Source organism: Brevibacillus brevis, assembly GCF_001039275.2.
GTDB lineage: Bacteria > Bacillota > Bacilli > Brevibacillales > Brevibacillaceae > Brevibacillus > Brevibacillus brevis_C.
The window spans coordinates 1,715,281-1,736,195 of record NZ_CP030117.1 but is presented as its reverse complement, the minus strand read 5'-3'; the positions used below and the strand labels follow the sequence as shown (position 1 = coordinate 1,736,195).

Annotated in this window: 17 protein-coding genes; 8 read left to right on the top strand and 9 right to left on the bottom strand. The window is 49.1% G+C overall.

The annotated features are described in order from the left end of the window. Nucleotides 1-31 precede the first annotated feature (31 nt). Nucleotides 32-1,129, top strand: a complete 1,098-nt coding sequence (gene csaB, locus AB432_RS08830) for a polysaccharide pyruvyl transferase CsaB (protein WP_048031963.1) — start codon at nucleotides 32-34, stop codon at nucleotides 1,127-1,129. A gap of 24 nt (nucleotides 1,130-1,153) precedes the next feature. Next, entirely contained in the window at nucleotides 1,154-2,005 is an 852-nt protein-coding gene (locus tag AB432_RS08825) for a class I SAM-dependent methyltransferase (protein ID WP_048031962.1), read from the top strand. A 57-nt stretch (nucleotides 2,006-2,062) separates the two neighbouring features. Here AB432_RS08825 and AB432_RS08820 read toward each other — a convergent pair whose 3' ends face one another. Further along, entirely contained in the window at nucleotides 2,063-3,715 is a 1,653-nt protein-coding gene (locus tag AB432_RS08820; protein ID WP_048031961.1) for a putative polysaccharide biosynthesis protein, read from the bottom strand. Between the two features lie 204 nt (nucleotides 3,716-3,919). On the opposite strand from AB432_RS08820, the gene AB432_RS08815 reads away from it, so the two are divergent. Beyond that, on the top strand, nucleotides 3,920-5,296 hold the full coding sequence (locus AB432_RS08815; RefSeq protein WP_048031960.1) for a phenylacetate--CoA ligase family protein: 1,377 nt from the start codon (nucleotides 3,920-3,922) through the stop codon (nucleotides 5,294-5,296). On the opposite strand, the gene murJ is transcribed toward AB432_RS08815, so the two are convergent. After that, nucleotides 5,271-6,797, bottom strand: coding sequence for a murein biosynthesis integral membrane protein MurJ (gene murJ / locus AB432_RS08810; protein ID WP_048031959.1), 1,527 nt, complete (start codon nucleotides 6,795-6,797; stop codon nucleotides 5,271-5,273). The two genes, AB432_RS08815 and murJ, sit on opposite strands and share 26 nt — an antisense overlap. A 189-nt stretch (nucleotides 6,798-6,986) precedes the next feature. On the opposite strand from murJ, the gene AB432_RS08805 reads away from it, so the two are divergent. Genes AB432_RS08805 through AB432_RS08795 form a run of 3 tightly spaced genes read left to right on the top strand, consistent with a single transcriptional unit; the run spans nucleotide 6,987 to nucleotide 10,693 of the window. Next, nucleotides 6,987-8,249, top strand: coding sequence for an O-antigen ligase family protein (locus AB432_RS08805; RefSeq protein ID WP_048031958.1), 1,263 nt, complete (start codon nucleotides 6,987-6,989; stop codon nucleotides 8,247-8,249). 4 nt (nucleotides 8,250-8,253) lie between these two features. Continuing rightward, entirely contained in the window at nucleotides 8,254-9,882 is a 1,629-nt protein-coding gene (locus tag AB432_RS08800; RefSeq protein WP_048031957.1) for a membrane protein, read from the top strand. After that, complete coding sequence (locus tag AB432_RS08795) at nucleotides 9,875-10,693, top strand: hypothetical protein (protein WP_048031956.1); 819 nt, start codon at nucleotides 9,875-9,877, stop codon at nucleotides 10,691-10,693. The genes AB432_RS08800 and AB432_RS08795 overlap by 8 nt, the downstream gene beginning before the upstream one ends. A 151-nt stretch (nucleotides 10,694-10,844) precedes the next feature. Here the strand turns inward: AB432_RS08795 and AB432_RS08790 are convergent, their stop codons facing one another. Continuing rightward, a complete protein-coding gene (locus AB432_RS08790) occupies nucleotides 10,845-12,194 on the bottom strand; it encodes a glycosyltransferase family 4 protein (protein WP_048031955.1) in 1,350 nt (449 codons plus the stop codon). Between the two features lie 210 nt (nucleotides 12,195-12,404). Between AB432_RS08790 and AB432_RS08785 the strand changes: the two genes are divergently transcribed. Further along, nucleotides 12,405-13,538, top strand: a complete 1,134-nt coding sequence (locus AB432_RS08785) for a glycosyltransferase (RefSeq protein ID WP_048031954.1) — start codon at nucleotides 12,405-12,407, stop codon at nucleotides 13,536-13,538. A gap of 164 nt (nucleotides 13,539-13,702) precedes the next feature. After that, nucleotides 13,703-14,530, top strand: a complete 828-nt coding sequence (locus tag AB432_RS08780; RefSeq protein WP_048035739.1) for a M55 family metallopeptidase — start codon at nucleotides 13,703-13,705, stop codon at nucleotides 14,528-14,530. 233 nt (nucleotides 14,531-14,763) lie between these two features. Here the strand turns inward: AB432_RS08780 and AB432_RS08775 are convergent, their stop codons facing one another. From AB432_RS08775 to AB432_RS08750, 6 genes are all read right to left on the bottom strand, one after another. Further along, nucleotides 14,764-14,964, bottom strand: a complete 201-nt coding sequence (locus tag AB432_RS08775) for a cold-shock protein (protein ID WP_012685372.1) — start codon at nucleotides 14,962-14,964, stop codon at nucleotides 14,764-14,766. 106 nt (nucleotides 14,965-15,070) lie between these two features. Continuing rightward, entirely contained in the window at nucleotides 15,071-15,832 is a 762-nt protein-coding gene (locus tag AB432_RS08770) for a DUF4179 domain-containing protein (protein ID WP_048031953.1), read from the bottom strand. Beyond that, nucleotides 15,811-16,398, bottom strand: a complete 588-nt coding sequence (locus AB432_RS08765) for a sigma-70 family RNA polymerase sigma factor (protein ID WP_048031952.1) — start codon at nucleotides 16,396-16,398, stop codon at nucleotides 15,811-15,813. The genes AB432_RS08770 and AB432_RS08765 overlap by 22 nt, the downstream gene beginning before the upstream one ends. Nucleotides 16,399-16,543: 145 nt before the next feature. Next, nucleotides 16,544-17,842 carry a nucleotide sugar dehydrogenase gene (locus tag AB432_RS08760; RefSeq protein ID WP_048031951.1) on the bottom strand — a complete coding sequence of 433 codons (1,299 nt, stop codon included), beginning with the start codon at nucleotides 17,840-17,842 and terminating at the stop codon, nucleotides 16,544-16,546. A 279-nt stretch (nucleotides 17,843-18,121) separates the two neighbouring features. Next, entirely contained in the window at nucleotides 18,122-18,532 is a 411-nt protein-coding gene (locus AB432_RS08755) for a DUF350 domain-containing protein (protein ID WP_048031950.1), read from the bottom strand. Nucleotides 18,533-18,549: 17 nt separating this feature from the next. Continuing rightward, nucleotides 18,550-20,907 carry an endonuclease MutS2 gene (locus AB432_RS08750; protein WP_048031949.1) on the bottom strand — a complete coding sequence of 786 codons (2,358 nt, stop codon included), beginning with the start codon at nucleotides 20,905-20,907 and terminating at the stop codon, nucleotides 18,550-18,552. Between the last annotated feature and the right edge of the window lie 8 nt (nucleotides 20,908-20,915).

Here is a 20,915-nt window from a genome sequence, read left to right as displayed (position 1 = left end):
GTACGTTTGATATAGAAAGAAGGTTCACTCCATGTCGCGAATTCTCATCTCCGGGTACTACGGCTTTAATAATGCCGGAGACGATGTGGTCCTGTACGGCATCATCAGCTCTCTTAAGCGGGAACAACCAAATATCTCTCTCGCCGTCTTGTCCAATCAGCCTGATCGGACTGCGGAATTGTTCGGGATTGAAGCCTATAACCGCTGGAGCTTTGGAACCATCGTCCGCGAGCTTTCGCGAAGTGACATGCTGGTGATGGGCGGCGGTACACTGATGCAGGATGTAACCAGTCCGCGTAGTGTCCTCTACTATTTGGGCATCGTCACCATTGCCAAGCTTTTAGGTAAACCCGTGGTCTTTTACGCTCAAGGCTTTGGCCCTATCCTCAAATCGCTAAGTCGCACGATGATTAAACGCGTGGTGAATCACGTCAACATCATCACCGTTCGCGACTACGAATCAGGGGAGGACTTCAAAGCCTGCGGCGTAAAAAAAGCCCCTATCTATATAACAGCTGACCCTGCTCTGACGATATCCCCAGACGATATTGCAGATCAACGGGGAAAAGAGCTGCTCCATGGTATGTTTGATGATCCTTCAAAGCCCTTGGTCGCCATCTCTGTCCGGGACTGGAAACAGGAACAGCAATTCAAACAGAAGATAGCCCGGGCAGCAGATTGGTTTATCATGCGTGGATGGAATGTTCTCTTCCTGCCGATGCATGTCCCTAGTGACTTGGCACCGTCTCAGGAAATCATGGACCAGATGAGCCAACCAGGAGCACGTCTTCTCGATGCACCTGTGACTTTTCATGACATTATGTCGGTACTGAAACAATGTAACTACGTCGTCGGTATGCGGCTTCACTCGCTCATTCTTGCGTGCATGCTGCGAATCCCTTTTATCGGCATCTCCTACGATCCGAAAATCGATCGATTCGTTGAACGGGCTGGAATGCCCAATGCTGGTCATATTACTCAACTCGATGAAACTACACTTTTGACCTTGCTCGCTGAAAAACTGGACAACCTCGATCACGAAATTGATGTGGTAACGAAGCATTCCCATCTGTTAGCGATCGAAGCTTCCAAAAGCAGTGAACTTGTTCTGCAGGCGCTGCGTAAATAAGGCTGACCTGGAAAGGAGGACATCATGTCCTTTTCTTCACAAGTGTTACTTGGTTTAAATCGATTATTTCCTCTCCCCGTTCACCCTTTCAACCTGGCAAACAACGGGGAAATGAGCTATACGGAATGGCAATTTCAAAAAGGGGATCAAACCATTCAGTTTTTCCTCCCCTTCCATTCACAGGAGCAAATGTTCCGTGACAAAACGGTTTTGGACATCGGCTGTGGCGGCGGAGGAAAAACCTGTTATTACGCTACCTACGGCCCTAAAAAAATGATCGGCATCGACATCGTCCCCCACTACGCGGAGGAAGGAAATGAATTCGCGAAGAAAAAAGGACTGGATCATCTTGTCTCCTTCATGACTGGTGATGCCGCGAGAATGGACTTCCCCGACAACACATTCGATACGATCATCATGAATGACGCGATGGAGCATGTAGGCGAACCGGAAAAAACGCTAGAGGAATGCTTTCGGGTCTTGAAGCCTGGCGGACATCTCTACATCAATTTCCCGCCGTATTATCATCCATACGGTGCCCATTTGTCAGATGCAATCGGGATTCCTTGGGTGCATGCTCTCTTCTCGGAGCAAGCCTTGATTGACGCCTATAAAAAGCTAGTCCGCGACTTGCCAGACGGTTCTGACCGGATTGCGTTTCGCTTCGACAAGCTTCCTGATGGCAGAGATACGATCTCGTACATCAATCGCATGACGATCAAACGGTTTCGAAAAATTCAACAAGGCGTGGTACAGCCTGCTGTTTACCAGCGAGAGATTCCGTTGCGCAATCAGTTGCAGTCCTTGGCGAAATTACCTGCTACCCGTGAATTTTTCGTCAAGATGGTCGTCTGTGTTTATCAGAAAACAAAATAAGCAAGATCACATAAAACCCCTTCCTCCGTTTGTGGAGAAAGGGGTTTTTCGACTCGATCAATCGTTATTTGTATTGGACTTTAACGAGGAACCCTGCTTCTTCCGAACGAGTTGGATAAAGGCGCGCAGCTTGTTTCCGCCTGGCAGCCAGTCCAGCTCCTTATCCTCAATGAGTGGAATGAGGATCATCAGTCCCAAGTAAACAACGAGTCCTACACCGACTCCAGCCACGGTTTCTATCGCGCCCAAAATGCGCACGGGTTCTCTTCCCCTGAACAGGAAATCAACTGCCTCTGTCGCTCCCCAAGCCAGAATCAGCATAAGGTTAGCTACCAGTAACGGATAAATGGTATCGAAGCGCCAGTTTATCGGAATCGATACGTAACGGTTGATGACGCGCATGTTCAGGACGCAGACAAATGCAGTTGCAACCAGCCATGACAGGGACAAGCCATCCATACCAAACATGGAGGTAAACACGAGTGTCGCCAGTACTTTTACAATGACACCATACAGCAGATGACGCGCAGGGATTTTTTCTTTGCCGATCCCTTGCAAAATGCCGTTTGTAGCAAGCAACAAGGAAAGCGGAATCGCTGTGATGCCTAAAATCGCCATTGCGCGCGTGCCTTCCATATCACCATACAACGCCAGATTCGCCCCTTCAGCTACAGCCGTCAGTCCAAGACCGGCAGGTAGACCGATTAGCCAAGCAAATCGCAACGAGAGCTTGGTCAAGGTCGTAATCCGTTCCTGATCCTTTTGTCTGATCGCTTCGGCAATAGCAGGCACGATCGAGAGGGCAATCGACGATCCGAACAAGCTCGCCATTTGCAGAAGTGGTCCTCCCCTGCTGTAAATGCCAAACCAGGTATCCGCCGTCAAACCGTCTACATTCCAAATGTAGCGGAAGATGTTAATCGCCAGGAAGGAATCCGTCAGACTGAAAATCGGGATAACTAAGGCGCTGATACAAATCGGCCAGGCAATTCGCCACATCGAGACGAAAAAGGCACGATCATACCACCAAGTAAGGCGCCCCCACTCAGCCCCGCTAAATACGGAATTTTTCCGGTTGTGGAGCCACATGAGCAATGCTAGAAACCCGAGACTTAAAAATGTACTGATCATCGTACCGAAGTTGACTCCGGTAATCACGGTGTCTGTATCTTCACCGAGTGACACGAGATACAGGGAGGCTACTAAAATAAATACGACACGCAACGTCTGCTCTACGATTTGCGAGAGCCCGACAAACAACATTTTTTGATGGCCGTAGAAAAAGCCGCGAATAACCGCAATCAAGGGAACGAACAGCAGCGACATGGAAATCGCTCGAATCGGTTCAATCAAATGCGGATTCCCCATGAGCTTTGCGATGAGTGGAGAGCTGGCGTACAGGAGCGCAAACAAGACAAGTCCTATCCCGCCCATCATGACCATGCTTCGGGCCAAAATTTGTCCAATAGAGCCTTGTTTTCCTTCAGCCAATGCCTCTGCAATCACCCTCGACAACGCTACTGGCACACCTGCTGTCGCCAATATGAGGAAGGTCAGGTAGAGAGGATATACTTCCTGATAGAGTCCGAGACCTCTGTCGCCCACTATCTCCTGAAGCGGAATCCGATAAAACATCCCGATAACTTTTGACAAAATCCCCGCTATGGCTAAGATCAATGCTCCCGCGAGAAAATGACTTTTTTTCAACATGGGTAACTCCTTTATTCGTCTCTTTGACTGGATACCCGTGGGGCAGTACCAATCGACATGAACCCACTCTCTATCCTACTATCATTTCCCTCTTCCAGCAAACAGGTATATCGATGGAATTTCGCAGGAATACTGGTGAAAAACAGATTGCATTGATTTTTTTTAATCGTCTGCCTGTGTGATCTGTGAGTAGGAGGGGAAATTATGCCCACAACCGGATTTTTGATCCGCCATGTACAGTGGCCGTTAATGGAGGCTTTGAAAGGAAATCGCATCCGTCCTTACATGAAAGAATTGCAAGCAGCCGAGCATCTATCTGCCGAAGCACTTAACGTGCAGCAGCGAGAAAAGCTAGTGAAGCTACTCGATCATGCGACTCAAAACGTACCAGCCTACACTGCCTTCGCCCCAGACTGGAGCAAAATGCGCGAGATGCCTGAACGTTTTTTGCAGCGTATTCCTGTTCTGACCAAAGCACACTTTCGGCAAAACGCTGATCAATATATGAGCCAAGGCCTACAAACAAGCGGGCTCATTGGAAATCGTACAGGAGGCTCCACAGGTGAACCTACCCATTTTTATCTCGATCGCCCAACTGTCGAGCGATATGAAGCTGCGCGCTGGTTGGGGCTATCCTGGTACGGCATTCGCATAGGTGACCCATGTGTCATGATCTGGGGTTCTCCACTCGAATTAAACGCCCAGCAAGCTCGCCGCTACCGCTGGAAGGAGCGCTGGTTGAAGAACCGTTTGATGATTTCTGCCTATGAACTGGACGAAAGACATTTGGAAGCAAACCTTCGCCTCATTCGGGACTTCCAACCAGTTTATTTATACGGGTACGCCTCTGCGCTTCATACGCTCGCCACGATGATGCTGCGACGCGGCATGACACTTGGAATCCCGCTCAAAGCCGTTGTCTCTACAGCAGAAAGCCTGCACGAACACCAGCGGCAAACGATTGCCCAAGCTTTTGATGCGCCTGTTGTGAATGAATACGGCGCCCGTGACGGTGGAATTATCGCCTATCAATGCAAGGCCGGGAGCATGCATGCCTTTTCCGGGAACTGTTATTTGGAGGTAGTCGATCCAATTACACATATTCCCATCCATAAAGGGCACCCGGGAGCACTGCTCGTCACAGACCTGCACAATACCGTCATGCCTCGCCTGCGCTACCAATTAGGAGATGTCGTCGCGCTTTCTGATTCAGCTTGCCCATGCCATCTCCCTTTTCCACTTCTTGCTTCGATCGACGGCAGAGAAGACGACATGTTCCTATCATTAAACGGACGGTATGTGCACGGACATTATTTTAATCACATCGTGCGCAATATGGACAGCTTCCGCACTTTCCAGATCGTCCAGCATGAGCCGGAGCGACTGAGCCTGCGACTGGTGAAGGAGCCCGAACGTTTTTTACCTGCTGATGAAGCCAAGCTTTTAGCAGGCATTCGCTCGGCGTTAGGTCAAGTGAGCATCCAGGTTTCTTACGTGGAGACCATTCCCCCCGCAAGCTCAGGAAAGACTCGTTATGCAATCCGGGAATTCCCACTTACGAGCGCCCTCCCGCCGGAGTAGACCGCTTGCGTACTTTTTGCAGCAGCTCTGATACAAGTGGCTCGCGAACCAAAATGAGCACCACGAGATACAAAAGAGCTGCACCGATAATTCCTAGCGGCAAGTACAACCAGACAGGCCATGTGGATAACCATGGATCGACGAGTAAAATTGCACCGGTCATAACTGCGCAGCCCAAAATGGTTTTCCCGGCAGTCATGAGGAAATTCGCTCGTACAGGGCTTCCTACCGCCCTCCATAGCAAAACAAACAGCAGGAGTGCTTGACTGATAGCTGAAACTGCATTAGCCAGGGCAATTCCGCCATGACCAAGCAGTGGAATAAGCAACCAGTTGGCAAGGGCATATACACCGATCCCGATCGCCCCGATAATAACGGGTGTCTTCGTGTTTTCCAGTGCATAAAAGGCGCGAGTCAGCAAGTCTCTCGAGGCTAAAAAGAAAAGTCCCACGCCGTAAAACGGCAGTGCCCACGCTGTCAAAGCGACAGAACGCTCATCGAACGCACCGCGCTCAAAAGCTAGTCGGATGATAGGCTCAGCGTATAGGGCCAGTCCAACCGTCACGGGCAACAGCAAAATGAGGAGATAGGCAAGTCCCTTTTGCAGGATTTGCTTCATCTCCGTCATTTCCCCCCGCTTGACGTGACTAGCCAACAGTGGGAACAACGGCAACGTAAACGCCCCAACAAAGATCGCCAGAGGCAATTGCATGATCTGGTTCGCATTGGCGAGAGCGGAAACGACACCCGTTCCGAGTCCTTCTGCAAAGCCTCGCTCCAAAAAGGTAGTGGCCTGGGCTACAACCGCGCCAATCAAAATCGGAATGACACGCTCGCCCATCCCTTTTAGAGCAGCATCCTCTCGCCAAGCGAAAGAGAAGCGTTGCTGATAGCCGAATCCGCGCAAAGTCGGGAGAATCGGCAACAGTGCACCCAAGTAACCGATTGTCGTAGCCATCGCCAGTCCAATGGGACCATACATCGGCACGAGCACATACATGCTGACAATTACCAAAGCTCCATTGACTACCGTACCAAGCGTCGGTGTAAAGAAATGCTGGTGAGCATTGCAGATACTCGACCACAGCCCTGTTAACCCGATGAAAATAGCTGATGGCCACATCCATTGCAGCATGTTAGCCGTGAGTTCCAGCTTCTCACCTGTCAGTCCAAACATCGCAGCAAGCTGGTAAGAAAAGACAATTCCTAAGACAGACAGAGCAACGAATATACCCAAAATGATCGTGAGCATCTTCTGATATAAGTCAGTCGTCCTCTCTCCTTTTTCCATCATGCCGCGCATCGTCGGAATCAGCACAGCATTGACCGCTCCCGGTATGACCAAGAAGAGCGTCAGCGGGATCGTCGCCGCGATATTAAACGCATCTGCCTCCATCCCAGTACCGTACAAGCTGGATACATACACACTGCGAAAAAAGCCCAGAAGCCTTCCGACGAGAGTCAGCACGACAATCATGGAAGCAATTTTTAACAAACTCATGTCCACTTTTCTCCTATCCCTATTTGAAACCCTACGTTCCAGGCTTGGTTCTAACCCCTCAAACTACCTAGTTATCATATCTTATTTCTACCGTTCCTACCAACCTCTTTCCCCCCGGCTTGCTACCTGGTTGTCAGATTCATTATAATAGGTAGGTTAATCCTTACCTGTAGGAGGACTACAATAAAAATGAGAGAAACCGTGTTGAAGTGGGGAAGCCAATCAACTACCTGGTTGTATTTGCTGTTGGCCTATCCAGTAATCGATTACGTCTTGCGACAGATTCTACCGATTCCAGTCATATCTTCTTTATGGGATGAAGGACTGCTCATCGTCTTGATGCTGTTTACATTCGTTGCGTTTTTACAGTCAAATCGGACGATGCCTGGAATCAAACATTGGCTTGGAGCCTTTTTCATCCTCGGAGTTGCCATCATGGTGACAGACATGGCGAACTGGGAAGCGAGCGTAGAAGGATTCCGTTCCGTCTACCAGTACATCCTCGCCTTTTTCATGGGCTTCTATTTATTGAAGTCGATGGAAGACCTGGACAAGTTCATGAAGGGACTTGTGCTGGTTGGTTTCATAGCGGCACTGTATGGTGTCTTGCAAGTCATCGTAGGCGTCAAAACACCTGAATCATGGGTACAGGAAGGGGAAGCAGTTACAACGCGTGCATTCTCCTTCGTAACGAGCCCGAACGTATTGGGCAGCTATATGGCGTTGGTTACTCCGATTGCCGCTGGTCTATTCATGACAGCGAAAGATCGCAAGCAAAAATGGATTTGGGCCATCGTTGCGCTGACGACTTTGCTCGCCATGCTGTTAACAAGTTCCCGTGGTTCTTGGTTTGCCCTTGCCTTTGCTGCATTTGTTTGCTTCTACATATGGAACAAACGAGTTGCAGGATACTTGGTGATCGCAGGGATTATCGGGGTTGTAGCCCTGTTCTTCGTTCCTGATTCTGTTCCACTTGTCGGAAAAGTTAAAGATCGCATTTTCACACTCTTTACACCTGAATACTTCGAATCTAGCAGCCAAGGCGGACGCATTGGTCGTTGGGGCGAAGCCTATGACAAGATGCGCATCGAGCCTTTGTTTGGCGTCGGTCTCGGTCATCACGGCGGAGCAGTTGCCGCTCGCCATTTCGGTACCATTTATTCAGATAGTTATTTCTTCAAAAGTTTGGCGGAATACGGTCTGATCGGGATCATCCTGTTAATCGGAACTGTGATCACTATGTTCAAGTATGGCGCGGGACTTATCCGCAACCTCCAAGGCTCGCCGCACTTTTTCGCGATTCTCGGACTGCTGGGCGGATTAATCGCCGTAGCAACGCATAACCTCGTGGAAAACATTTTCGAGGTGCCGTTCATGGCCCTCTATTTCTGGCTGTTTGGCGGCTTCCTGTGCGCATTATTCGTCGACCAGACACAAAATAAAAGGTGGTGAACGCATGCGCCGCAATCCTATTCTCCAAACGATAAGCTGGGCTCTGTACGCTATTGCCCTGTTTCTCATTTACCATTTGCTCGTCAAGCCTGCGTTCCTTGATTTAACCTGGATCGCCTTGCTCATATTCTTACCACTGCTGGCGTTTTGCTACTTTGTGGTGCATCCTTCTGAACGTCGTCAGGTGTTGGTGTTTTCCATCGGCTTCTTGCTCCTGGATCGCGCACTGACACGTGTCGATGTGAAAGCGACCGCCGCTCTGTTGATCGGTGGTGCAATCGCAGTCATCGTGATTGCCCTTCTCGTGAAATGGTACGGGCGCCTCAACTGGCGTGCAGTCGGTTCGTTGGTTCTGATCGCTCTCTTGGCGAATGTCACGTTCAACCGGGATACATTGACTGCACTCAGTCACTTTACTGTGAAATACGAATCTGACCGTTTGTACAACGGTGATTGGGTGGATTACTTCCCGATCACACTGCACGACGTCAATGGCGATGGCAAGATGGAGATTATCACGTACGGCAATGCCGAGGAGCTCCCACTGCCTGAAGAAATTGAAAAGCCTGAGACGGAGGAAGAGAAAAAAGCAATGGCGGAGAAGCTGCGCCATTTGCAGGCGGAACCTGTTTCTGTTTACGTCCTGACCTGGAAAGACGGCCAAATGGTGCGGATGCCGAATGATCAGATTCCTGCTGATACCATGGAGATCATCAAGGAAAAATTGCCGACCGATTACCCGGGCTTCCCGTATTACACGATGAAAGACGGTCAATTGGTACCGAATGTACAACGCCAACCATATGCGGAAGGCATGCTGCAAATCGGAACGGCACCATATCGTGCGTTTATGCTTGATATGGAAAACATCGCAAACCTGCTGGCGGAAAACGAAGGCAGTATGGACCTGCGTCAAACACTCGGCTCGAAATACACGGATCTGCATATCAAGGATGGTATGCTGACAGGAAACTACGATGGCAAGCCTTTTGGTGGTACGACAAAAGCAACCAAGCTGATGACCACCATGATGCTGCCAGATGGCCGCGAGGGACTCGTTGTCATGGGTGAGCACCTGAGTGTTCTGTCTGTCGAGCCAGATGGTACACTGACAGAATCGTACACACTGACACGCAAACAGGCTGAATTGGCCACAGGCGAGTTCATTCCTGCCGATATCGACAACGACAAGGTCGATGAACTACTCGTTGCAGGAAAGCCTTCGTACATCTTGAAGCCGAAGCCAGACGGCACGTGGGAGATTTTGTGGGCAAGCGGAGATCGCGACAAGAGCTTCCGCTTCTCTAACTTCGCTACCATCGGCAACAACGAAAAGCCTGAGATCATAGCCAAAGCGAAAAGCTGGGTGAGCACCACAGAGACTCGCTATTTGGCTGGCTATGACTACACACCAGAGGGTCTGAAACAAAACTGGCGCATTTACTTGCCGTTGATCAATGTCCAAATCGGCGACATCGACGGCGACAAGAAAAACGAAATCGTTGCGAACATGTACAATACACATCGCATTCTCGTGTTCAAGCAGCACAACATTCCGGTATTCGGACTCACAATCGCACTCTTTGTGGGACTCTTGGGATACGGAGTCGTAAGGAGGTTCCGCCATGCGTAAAGCTACGAAAGCATGGGCACTGCTCGCTGCCATCTGCACAGCCTCCCTGCTCGGTGGCTGCACCTATGAATCAGGTACGAAGGCTTTTGCCACCACCAATTTTGATCAGAAGCCGGATCAAACGACCACCGTCCAAACCGAGTCAGGTGCGGAGTGGCTGAAAACGGCTCTGGAAAAAGGCAAGACGGATAAAGAGGCACAGACCTACTGGTACAAAGGCCATGTAAAAAATACGATCCTCTCGCGCTCCACAACGAGTATGTTCAATGGAGCTGTCATCAACGGGAAAGGCTACAATGTGGATGCCCGCATCGCTGCCCAGCCGTATTCGTACTATCGGATTCATGACAAGCGCTACATCAAGGCTAACGAGCAGTTTGTGACCGCTCCGGATGAGCCGCTTGCTTTCGACGTATTGAAAGGCTTCGAGGACTGGCTGCCTTTCATGGACCAGGCCGTCCAATTGCCTGAGGAAAAAGTAATTGGCGTCGTTAGCGTTCCGTTCCAATTGAAAATGACAGGAGCAGAATGGCTGAAAAATAGCCAAAGCCCACTGTTTGAACCATTGAAAAAGCAATTGGGAGAACGCCCTGATCTGGATTACATCTTGAAGGAATCCACGATCAAGACAACGTTTTGGTTCGGCAAGGAAGACCGTCTGATCCACCAGTACGAGACGTGGATCATTCTCCCACTGCCTGAAGCAGGAACGATGGACCAGCAAGTGATGTTCAACCTGTTTAAATACAACGATACGGGTGGCATTCACATCAAAGAACCGGAAGAAGTAGAAAAATATTTGCTGTACTAAAAAAGTCTGCTACCTTTGCGTGGCAGCAGACTGATTGAGTACGAATCAGGACCTGGCGATTCTCGTCGGGTCCTTTTGTTTTGAAGCAGAAGAAGTATGTCTGTCACGAAGAAAACCCCGCAGCCTACAATGGCTCCGGGGCTATGCTGTCTTATTTCTTTACCAGTTCCTCCATCAATTGCGCCAATTGCTTCGCCTGTTCACGGCGCTCGTACGGTTTCACACGCTCTGCAAAATCCGCTCCGCGTTCTTCGCTACCCGTTTGTCCTTGGGCTTTCCACTCCTGATACAGCTTCAGGTACGCTTGCTTGATTTCGTCTTTTTGCTCTGGATCGGCTACTTGCCCGAGACGGAAATCTTCAATAATCTCTGTCGCTTCGCCTCTTTTGTTCAGAGCAAGAATCGGGTTGCCAATCCCCATGTATTCGTAGAGCTTGCCCGGAATATACGCTCCGGCGTCAGCGGACACATCCCCGATCAGCAACAGGGCATTCGCACCTTTCATCAATCCGAGTGCTTCTTTATGCGGCAGGTTCCCCAACACGCGAACGATGTCACCCAGCCCCAATGCTTCTACACAGTCGCGATTTTCGGAATACCCCGGATAATCGAACACCCCGGCAAAGCTGAGCAAGAGATCATTTCGGTCCACCGCTTTTTCATCGATGAGTTCCCGGATGGCTTGCAGGAGTAAGCGCGGGTTGCGCTTTTGATACAAAATACCTGCGTACACCGCATGAAATTTGTCCGAAGCAGCATGGCTGGGAGCCAACCCTTGAAAATCTGCCTGATCAAACCCATTGTAGATCAGCTCCATCCGCTTGATGCGATCCTGGTGCTTCTCGCGAAAATTATAGGCGAAGGTTGCGGTAACGGTCGTGATCGCATCCGCTTGGGACATCACTGCCTCCTCCATTCGCTCTTCCATGCGCTCTCGCCATTCGATGCCAGAGGTGTGCATATTTTGCGTCCATGGATCACGGAAATCCGCTACCCATTTGCAACCAAACTCATGGGAAAGCTTTTTCGCAATCAAATGGTTCGTTACTGGTCCCGATGTAGAAAAAATCACGTCGATCTTTTCACGGCGCATAATTTCCCGTCCCAGCTTGAGCGCATTCGGCATCCACAGGATTTGGTCGTCTGGAATCAACAAGTATGGCTTTACTTTTTTCAGCACATTGACGACCTGTTTTTTTACCTTCGCCTTAAACGACGGTTGTGATGGTGTGGACGTTGTATTGGCACTTGCTGATGCAGCTTGTCCCCCTCGATTCGGCAGCAGCTGCCACTCCTTTGCACGGTGAATGGCGACATCACTCGGCAACTGTGCCAAAAGGGATGGATCGAGTGTTGCATGATAAGCAGGATCTACTGTCAGCACATGGACATTCCAGCCAAACTCCCCCAAATATTTGGCCATTTTCAACGGTCTAGGCACGCCCCCTCCACCAATAGGAGGAAATATGTAGCATATGATCAATACGTTGTGCGTATTCATTTACGTAACCGTCCTTCTCCATTTCAATTTTCCATCATCAACGATACCATAAGTGCTGTCTTATTGCGAATCTAGCAGGCATCTGCTATAGTGAAAATGGCTTTGTTTATAAATGATCGTTCATTTTTTCGGTACACCGCCTCTATTCGGTCGTGCCTCCATGTACATACCTCAGTAGGGGTTTTTTAATTACGATTCGGGTGAATTCAGATGAGCAAATTACGAGTCCTCCACGTGATTGGCGGGGGGGAATTTGGCGGTGCTGAACAACATATTCTCAATTTGGTCACTACTTTTCCAGTCGACGAAGTAGATGTCGCAGTCGTATGCTTCTATGATTCTCTTTTCGCGAGTAAATTGCGGGAAGCAGGGGTCCAAGTCATTACACTGAATCAGTTCGGACGTTTTGACTTACGATTGCTACAGGCTCTGCGGAATGCCTTTTCTACATTCCAGCCAGCGATTATCCATACGCATGGGATTAAAGCCAATTTCTTTTCCCGATTGGCAGCTCTCGGTATGAAGGTGCCTTTACTGACCACTGTTCACAGCTCACTCCGTTATGATTATACAAGCTCCTTGGCCTATGCCATTGTCAGCATAATGGAAATGAGCACGAGACATTGGAACCGTCATTATATCGCGATCAGTGGTGCGATTGCCGATATTTTGCGGGGGCAGGGTATTCGCTCGTCTGACATTAGCGTGATTTATAACGGAATGGATATGAAGCCTTATCGGCAAAACCATTTACGGGAGAATGACCGCAATCGACTGCGTGCGGAATGGAACATACCCGAGGAAGCCTTTTTGTTCGGAACAGTAGCTCGCTTTGTTCCCGTGAAAGGCCTACCGATTCTGCTCGATGCTTTTCATACGCTTGTGACGGACAAGAAAGAGACCCCTTATCTCGTGTTGATCGGAGACGGCTCTGAACGTGCTGCTCTCGAAGCCAAGGTAAAAGAATTGGGGCTGGAATCGCGTGTGCGCTTTGCTGGATTTCGGCAAGATATTCCTGCGTGCTTGCATGCGTTAGATGGCTTTGTCCACTCTTCTTTGTACGAAGGGCTAGGTTATACGATTATCGAGGCAATGGCTTCGGAGGTTCCTGTCGTAGCCAGCAACGTTGGCGGTGTGAAAGAGTTTGTTTTCGATAGCGAAACGGGGCTGATCGTCGAACCGGGAAATCCGGCTTTGTTAGCGCAAGCAATGGAACAGCTTTGGACTTCACCACAGTTGCGTGAGACCATGGTGCAAAACGCGCTGAAAAAAGTAGAGTCCACTTTTACCATTCAACTCATGACCGAACAAATTGTTGCTCTTTATCGTACGTTACTGAAATGACGAAAAGCACGGTGAAACGCGAACAGCGAGCATCGTGCTTTTTTCATATGATTTGTTTGAAGAATCTGTTTTTATGGTTGCCTACTCATGATCAATCTGGTTACATATGAATTGGAACTATTTTGTATAGCAAGCTGCTCCAGACAGAAAGGGTGAAAATGAAGATGAAACTATTTCTTTCGGTAGACATGGAAGGTATTTCAGGCATTGTAGATACGAGCTATATTAACCCGGATTCGGGGGTTAACTATCAGCGTGGTCGCCAGTTTATGACGGACGATGCCAATGCAGTTATTGAAGCTGCACTTGAGTCTGGCGTAACGGAGATTGTTGTAGCAGACAGTCACAACACGATGAACAACATTCTCTGGGAAAAGCTCCATCCTAAAGCGAGACTGTTGGCAGGTTCTCCACGCGATTCATCCATGATGCAGGGACTCGATGAGAGCTTTGATGCTGCGATGTTTATCGGCTATCATACCCGTCAAGGGATTCCTGGCGTGCTCAGTCATACGATGTCCGGTGTGGTTCACAATATGTATATTAACGGACAAGTCGTGGGTGAGTTCGGCTTTAACGCAGCGATTGCGGGCATGCACAACGTTCCTGTTGTCATGGTGTCTGGTGATAATCTCATCGCCGTCGAGGCACAGGAACTGATCCCAGGGATTCAAACAGCGATCGTGAAGGAAGCTGTATCCCGCACGGCTGCTATCTGTCTCTCGCGTGAAGAAGCGACCGCTGAACTGAAGCGCAAGACGGCCAATGCCTTGCGTAACCGGAACAACATCCAGCCATTCCGTACAGCTGTACCTGTAGAGCTGGCGATGGAATTCTCCCATGCAGGACAAGCAGAGATGGCCGCAATTGTCCCGGGAACGCGCTATGAACCAGCAACAAACATGGTTTATTACAACGCAGCCAACCCCCAAGATATGTACAAAACGATGCGCGCCATGCTGAACCTGGCGTCGGGTGCTGAATTTTTTTAAAAAGAAAAGGGAGGAACGGAAGGGCTGAGATCAGTTCTTCCGTTCTCCATTTTGGCGGGAGATTTTTCAAGCGCTCCCGTCATTCATTCCGAAGCGGACAGTCAATCCCCCTTTGGGCTGGGCGTAGGCCGAAGCGTAGACTGGAAATTCACTTCTTTCCCCCACTGCCGCTACTCCCCTTAACCAAATAAAAAAGCAGACCCATCATCTGAGTCTGCTTGTCGTTTCAGCTTTTATAGTTTCCGAACGTTCGTCGCTTGAGGACCGCGTTGACCGTTTTCTACGTCAAACTCAACCTCTTGCCCTTCGTCCAAGGATTTGTACCCTTCGCCCTGAATAGCGGAGAAGTGAACGAATACGTCATCTCCACCATCACGCTCGATAAAACCGAAACCTTTTTCACTGTTGAACCACTTTACTCTTCCACGTTCCATTTTTGCCTCCTAGCATGTAACCCTTACATGACATTTGAAATATTGTCTTACCTCGGTTACTATTGCCATTTACGAGGCTTATTATACGTGACCGAATTTTTTTCTCCTACTTCGCAGCCTCTGTTGCTTCTTTGGCTTTGCTCTGGTCCACAATAAATTGTCCCTTCCAGTTGCCCTTTGTTTTGCCGATCCGGTTCACATCGATATTTAAAGTGAGTGGTTGTGGTAGCTTGGATTCAAGCGTGGAGAAGGCAAGTACGCCCTCTGGCTTGTTATGATCGGCTATTCCCACCTCTACTTCCTTACCGGACTCGTCTGTTAAGTAGAAAGGCATATTATCCTCTTTGGTCCCGAAAAAGTTTAGGACACTTGTACCTTCCAAGCCTTTTTCCTGGTACACGGGATTGCCGTTTGCTTCGCCTACCACATCTAAACCTGTCGTATCGAATTCGAAAGGCACCAGTTCTCCATTTTGTTGTTCAATGCGATAGTGCAGCAGAACTTTGCTATCTTCCGCATACACTTCCGTAAAATGAATCGTAATCCCCTGATCGGTAATTTTTTGATCGATCGGAATGGACAACCCTTTTGCCGCTGCTCGCTTAACCTCTTCACCCACCAAACTGTTCAAGTCTTTTGGATTGTCTGCAAAATAAGAGGTTCCATTTAAAGCCGCATATACTCCAGTCGGCAGTATAATAGCAGCAACTAATCCCATCATAACTAATTTTTTCCTCATCGTTACAGGCTCCTTTTTTTCGTGATAGCGATGAAAGGACTGCCTGACGCGCTGGTCGAGTTCATCGGGGATCGTGGTTTCGTCCATTTGCTGGGTGAGTGACTGTTTTATGATTTTTTCGATAGACATGTTTGGAGTTCCTCCTCATTCCATTCGACGTCAATCCACTCGCGGATTCGCTTTAATGCCAGATGATTTCTCGATTTTGCTGTGCCCACTGGTATTTGCAGCAGTTCGGCAATCTGATCGTACGTAAAATCGTAGTAATACCGATAAATGACGACGCTCCGTAGCTTGAACGGCAGCTTTTGAATTGCTTGCTGCATCTCTGTGGCAGACTCCATCGCAAGCATTGGCTCATCCGGCGTTTCGGCATGTTGTTCTTCTTCCAAGCTCTGTTTTCGTTCTAACAGACGGAATCTTCTCCAAATCTGTCTACGCCAGTTTTTCACCTGTCTAATGACAATCCCATTCACCCAGAAAAGAAACGGACGCTTGCGATCATAGGCAGGCAGTGATCGCCATAACTGATAGTAGATTTCGCTTACAATATCATGAACATCTTCTTTATTCGTAACCATGGCTGCTACGGTACCGTAAATTTTTGTCCGTGTCATGCTGTAGACCACCTCAAAAGCTTCTTGGTCTCCATCAAGCAAACGGTCCAGCCACAGTTCTAACATTTGATCATTCATCGGAGGGCCCCCTGAAATTGTATACACCTTGTATTGGCTCTCTCGTTCAATATGGTTCACTACTTTATGAAAAAAACCTCTCCAAACGCTTCTACGTGCGTTTAGAGAGGTTTTCTCGTATGAATCAGTGTAACTTGTTCAAGAATTAAATGCGCACCACAGTCGCCTTGCTGACAAGGTCACGTGGGATGCGGTTTTTCGTATCGAAGAGGATCGGCGCGTCAGCCATCTTTTCAGCGACATCAGCCCAATCCGCCTCAGCAAACTCCTTTTGCACAGCCGTCAGGAACAACGCATCTGCTCCATTCAATGCTTTGTCCAGACTGTCAACCTTATGATCATACACAGTCGGAACAGCCGGATCGTAGGAGCGAACGTCTACTCCTTTTGTTATGAGCAGCTTGATCAGATCGTGGACAGGGCTTACGCGGTCGTCATTGGAAAAGTCTTTCATCGCCATCCCCAATACAGCTACGCGGCTTCCTGCCAATGTCTTGCCATTTTTCTTCAAGGCTTGCTCGAGCATGCTGATCAACACTTCAGGTACTGCATCATTCGTATTGCGAGCCAGTTGCAGAATCGGCATGTTTACTTCCAATTCGCGTGCCTTAGGCTGCAAGTAGTACAACGCATTCGGCAAGCAGAAGCCGCCTACTCCCGGTCCTGGCGATAACAGGTTTACACGCGTGTGCGTATTGGCAACCTTGATCAGCTCGAACGTATCGATGCCGAATGCCTCGGAGAAACGAGCAAATTCCTGTACCATCGCAATGTTCACATCACGCTGGATGTTCTCGATGACTTTTGCTGTCTCAACTACGCGGATATCCGTGATCGTGATGTCCGTCTCGCTGATGAAGGACAACAACTCTTTTCCTTTTTCAGCGCTTTGTTCATTGATGCCACCCAGAACGAGCGGCATATGGATGAACTCTTCAAAAGCACGCCCCTCTGCAATTCGCTCCGAGCAGTATGTCAGGTAGAAATCGACACCAGCAACGAGACCGCTTGTTTCCTCCAAAATCGGCAGAATTACATCTTCTGTCGTTCCTGGTACGACGGTGCTGCGGATCATGATGGTATCGCCTTTTTTCAGTACGCGACCGAGCGATTGTGCACAGCTTTTCAGCGGTCCGAGATCAGGATCGCCGTTATGAACAGGCAATCCGACTGTTACAATATAGTTATGGACTTCCGCAGCAGCTTCCTCATAGGAAGACGTTGCACGGAAACGTTTTGCTTCAATCTGCTCTTTGAGGATCTCTGGCAACGTTTTTCCCTGATAGGACTCCAGGTGATGGGAATGTGCCGCATTGATCTCATCGACGACATGCGGTACGACGTCAATACCGATGACGTTTGCTCCTTTCATGGCATAGGTAAGCGCCAACGGCAAGCCTACAAACCCCAATCCCACAACAGCTACGCGTACAGGTTGAGTCATTGCGTATCTCCTCTTTCACACTCTAAGTAAGGTCCGTATGACTGTAAAAGTCACGCGGCCAACTTGCGCATATTTTTAGGACAGGTAGTAAACACCTGCAGCGATAAAAAGCACACACAATCCAATGAGGACCTTGTACAACGTTTCCAAGGCTGTTCCTCCCCCATACAATCTTGGCCTGTCCTCTTTTTCGTAAAAAGGACTTTGATTGGGCAGAATAGTTTGGTACTCTTTCGCCAAATCAAATTATACTCTCGTTTGAAATAACGTTCAACCCGTCTAACGAGGCAAGGATGCCCCTATGATATACGAGAAACCGATGGACAGGACCATCGCAATAAAGCCAATGGCCCTGTTATCTTTGGCAATTTCCTGATCAACATTAAAGGTAGGGGTCATGAATTCAAAAATGAAGTACGCAGACAACAACAGGAAAAATCCGAATGTCGCCCAAATTAACGCTTCTCCCAAAGACAAATGCGCCTGAATGGAATAACGGAAAATGTTCGCGATCCCAAAAATTTTCCCGCCTGTTGCCATTGCTACTGCCATGTTCCCACGCTTCAATTCTTCCCAAACACGATAACGCGTCACTAGTTCAAAAATGGCTAAGAATAAAACCATCGCCAGTCCAGACACTGTAAAATAAGCTGCAGTTGCAAAATATGGATTGTGTAGAAGGTTTTCCATATGTCCCTCCCGACCTCTTATTTCAATTCGGCAATGGTAGCACCTACGCCGCCTTCTCCTTGACCACCTAAGCGGAAGGATTTTACATTACGATGATTTCTCAAATACTCATGCACGCCTTTGCGCAGTACCCCTGTCCCGTGTCCGTGAATAATGGAAACCGAGTGCAAGCCTGCCAACAGCGCGTCATCTAAGAACTGATCAATTTCCCGAATGCTGTCCTCGACGTTGTAGCCGCGCAAGTCGAGATCCATCTTGATATTGTCACTGCGTCGCTTCACAGAAGTGTACGGAGCCGCTTGCGGTTTTTGCTGGATCGAGTTTTGTACATGCATATCATCGCGCTTCACTTTCATTTTCATAATCCCGATCTGCACGAGGAATTCTTCATTGTTTACCTTTTCCAGCACGGTTCCTTTTTGTCCGAAGCTCGTCACCATTACCTCGTCGCCCACCTTAATTTGTGTGGCACGAACTGCTTTTGCCGGCTTCTTCACCTTTTCCTTGTCCAGCTCAAGAACGGCATTGCCCAAGCGCTTCTTCGCATCGATGAGACGATGCTCCTTGATTTCCATGCCTTCTGCCATCATTTCGCGCAGCTCGCGAATGATCGTTTCCGCTTCTTCTTTTGCGAGTTGGACGGCAATTCGCGCTTCGTCTTCTGCTCGCTCCATTCGCTTGTTTTTCTCTTCGGCAAATTGTGCGCGCTCTTCTTCCAGCCGTCTACGCAGCTCTTCCGCTTCCTCGCGTGCCGCTTTTGCCGCCAACCTGTCCGCTTCCGCCGACTTGCGATTGCGCTCCAACGAAGCAATCATGCTCTCGACCTGATTATCTTCCTCACTGATCGAGCCACGTGCTACATCAATGATGTGTTCCGGCAATCCCAGACGTCTTGCGATGGCAAATGCGTTGGACCTACCTGGCACCCCGATAAGCAAGCGATAAGTAGGACGCAGCGTCTGTACATCAAATTCCACGCTGGCATTGATGACCTCGGGTCTATCGTAGGCATACGCCTTCAATTCACTGTAGTGAGTCGTTGCGACCAATCTCGCGCCGGAATCAATCACATGGTCGATGATGGACATGGCCAGAGCAGCACCCTCTGTCGGATCTGTTCCTGCGCCTAGCTCGTCAAACAGAACCAAGCTCTTGTCGTCCATTTTCGCCAAGATTTGAATAATATTGGTCATATGGCTCGAGAACGTAGACAGGCTCTGCTCGATGGATTGCTCATCCCCGATATCGGCAAAAACGGAGGAGAATACGGTCATCTCGCTCTCTTCCTCTGCCGGAATATGCAAGCCTGCCATGGTCATCAAGGACAGCAGTCCGATTGTTTTGAGGGAAACGGTTTTTCCGCCTGTATTCGGGCCTGTCACAACAATCGCCTGATACTCTCCACCCAGCTCCACATCTACAGGAACGACAACTTCTCGTGGAATGAGTGGATGACGCGCTTTACGCATGTTAACGTACCCGCGATCATTGATGCGTGGACAGATCGCCTTCATGCTCCAGGCAAGCTGAGCCTTGGCAAACATAAAATCAAGCTCTGTCAGCGCTTCTGTATTCTCGATCAAAGCCTCTACCGCAAAGGATACCTGCTCCGTCAACACATACAGAATACGCTCCACTTCACGTTCCTCACGCAAGCGAAGCTCGCGAAGCTTGTTGTTCATCTCGACGATCACTTCCGGTTCGATAAAGAGCGTCGCCCCAGATGCCGACTGATCGTGAACAATTCCGCCAAATACAGAACGATACTCCTGCTTCACCGGAATGACGAAACGATCGCCACGAATTGTAACGATGTTTTCCATCAGCATTTTTTGGTAAGTAGACGAGCGTGTCATTTGATCGAGCTTTTCACGAATGCGCGACTCGACCTGTCTAATCTCCTGACGTACCTGTCGCAATTCAAGGCTCGCGCTGTCCAAAATATCGCCATTTTCATCAACACAGCGGCGAATTTCAGTTTCCAACTCGCGCAGGCCCTCAATACGCTCTGCCTGCTGTTGCAATAATGGCAGCTCGTGATCCTCACACATATCGAGCAAAAACGTTTTGAGCCTGCGTCCAGCCATTACGGTGCTGGCGATATCCAGCAATTCCATCGGGGCGAGCATGGCGTTCAATCTGGCGCGCTGTACGGGACCGCGAATATCGCGAATGCCACCGAGAGGCACGCTGCCTTTCAGGCGTAACACGGTCGCTGCTTGTTCAGTCCCTTGCTGAGCGGTTATGACTTCATCCAAGCGTATAAATGGAATCAGCTCTGCTGCTTTTTCTTTACCATATGTGCAAGATGCCTTGTCAATCAACAGGGCGACTATTTTATCGTATTCTAACGTTTTTAAAACCCGTTGTTCCACTGTGCTCC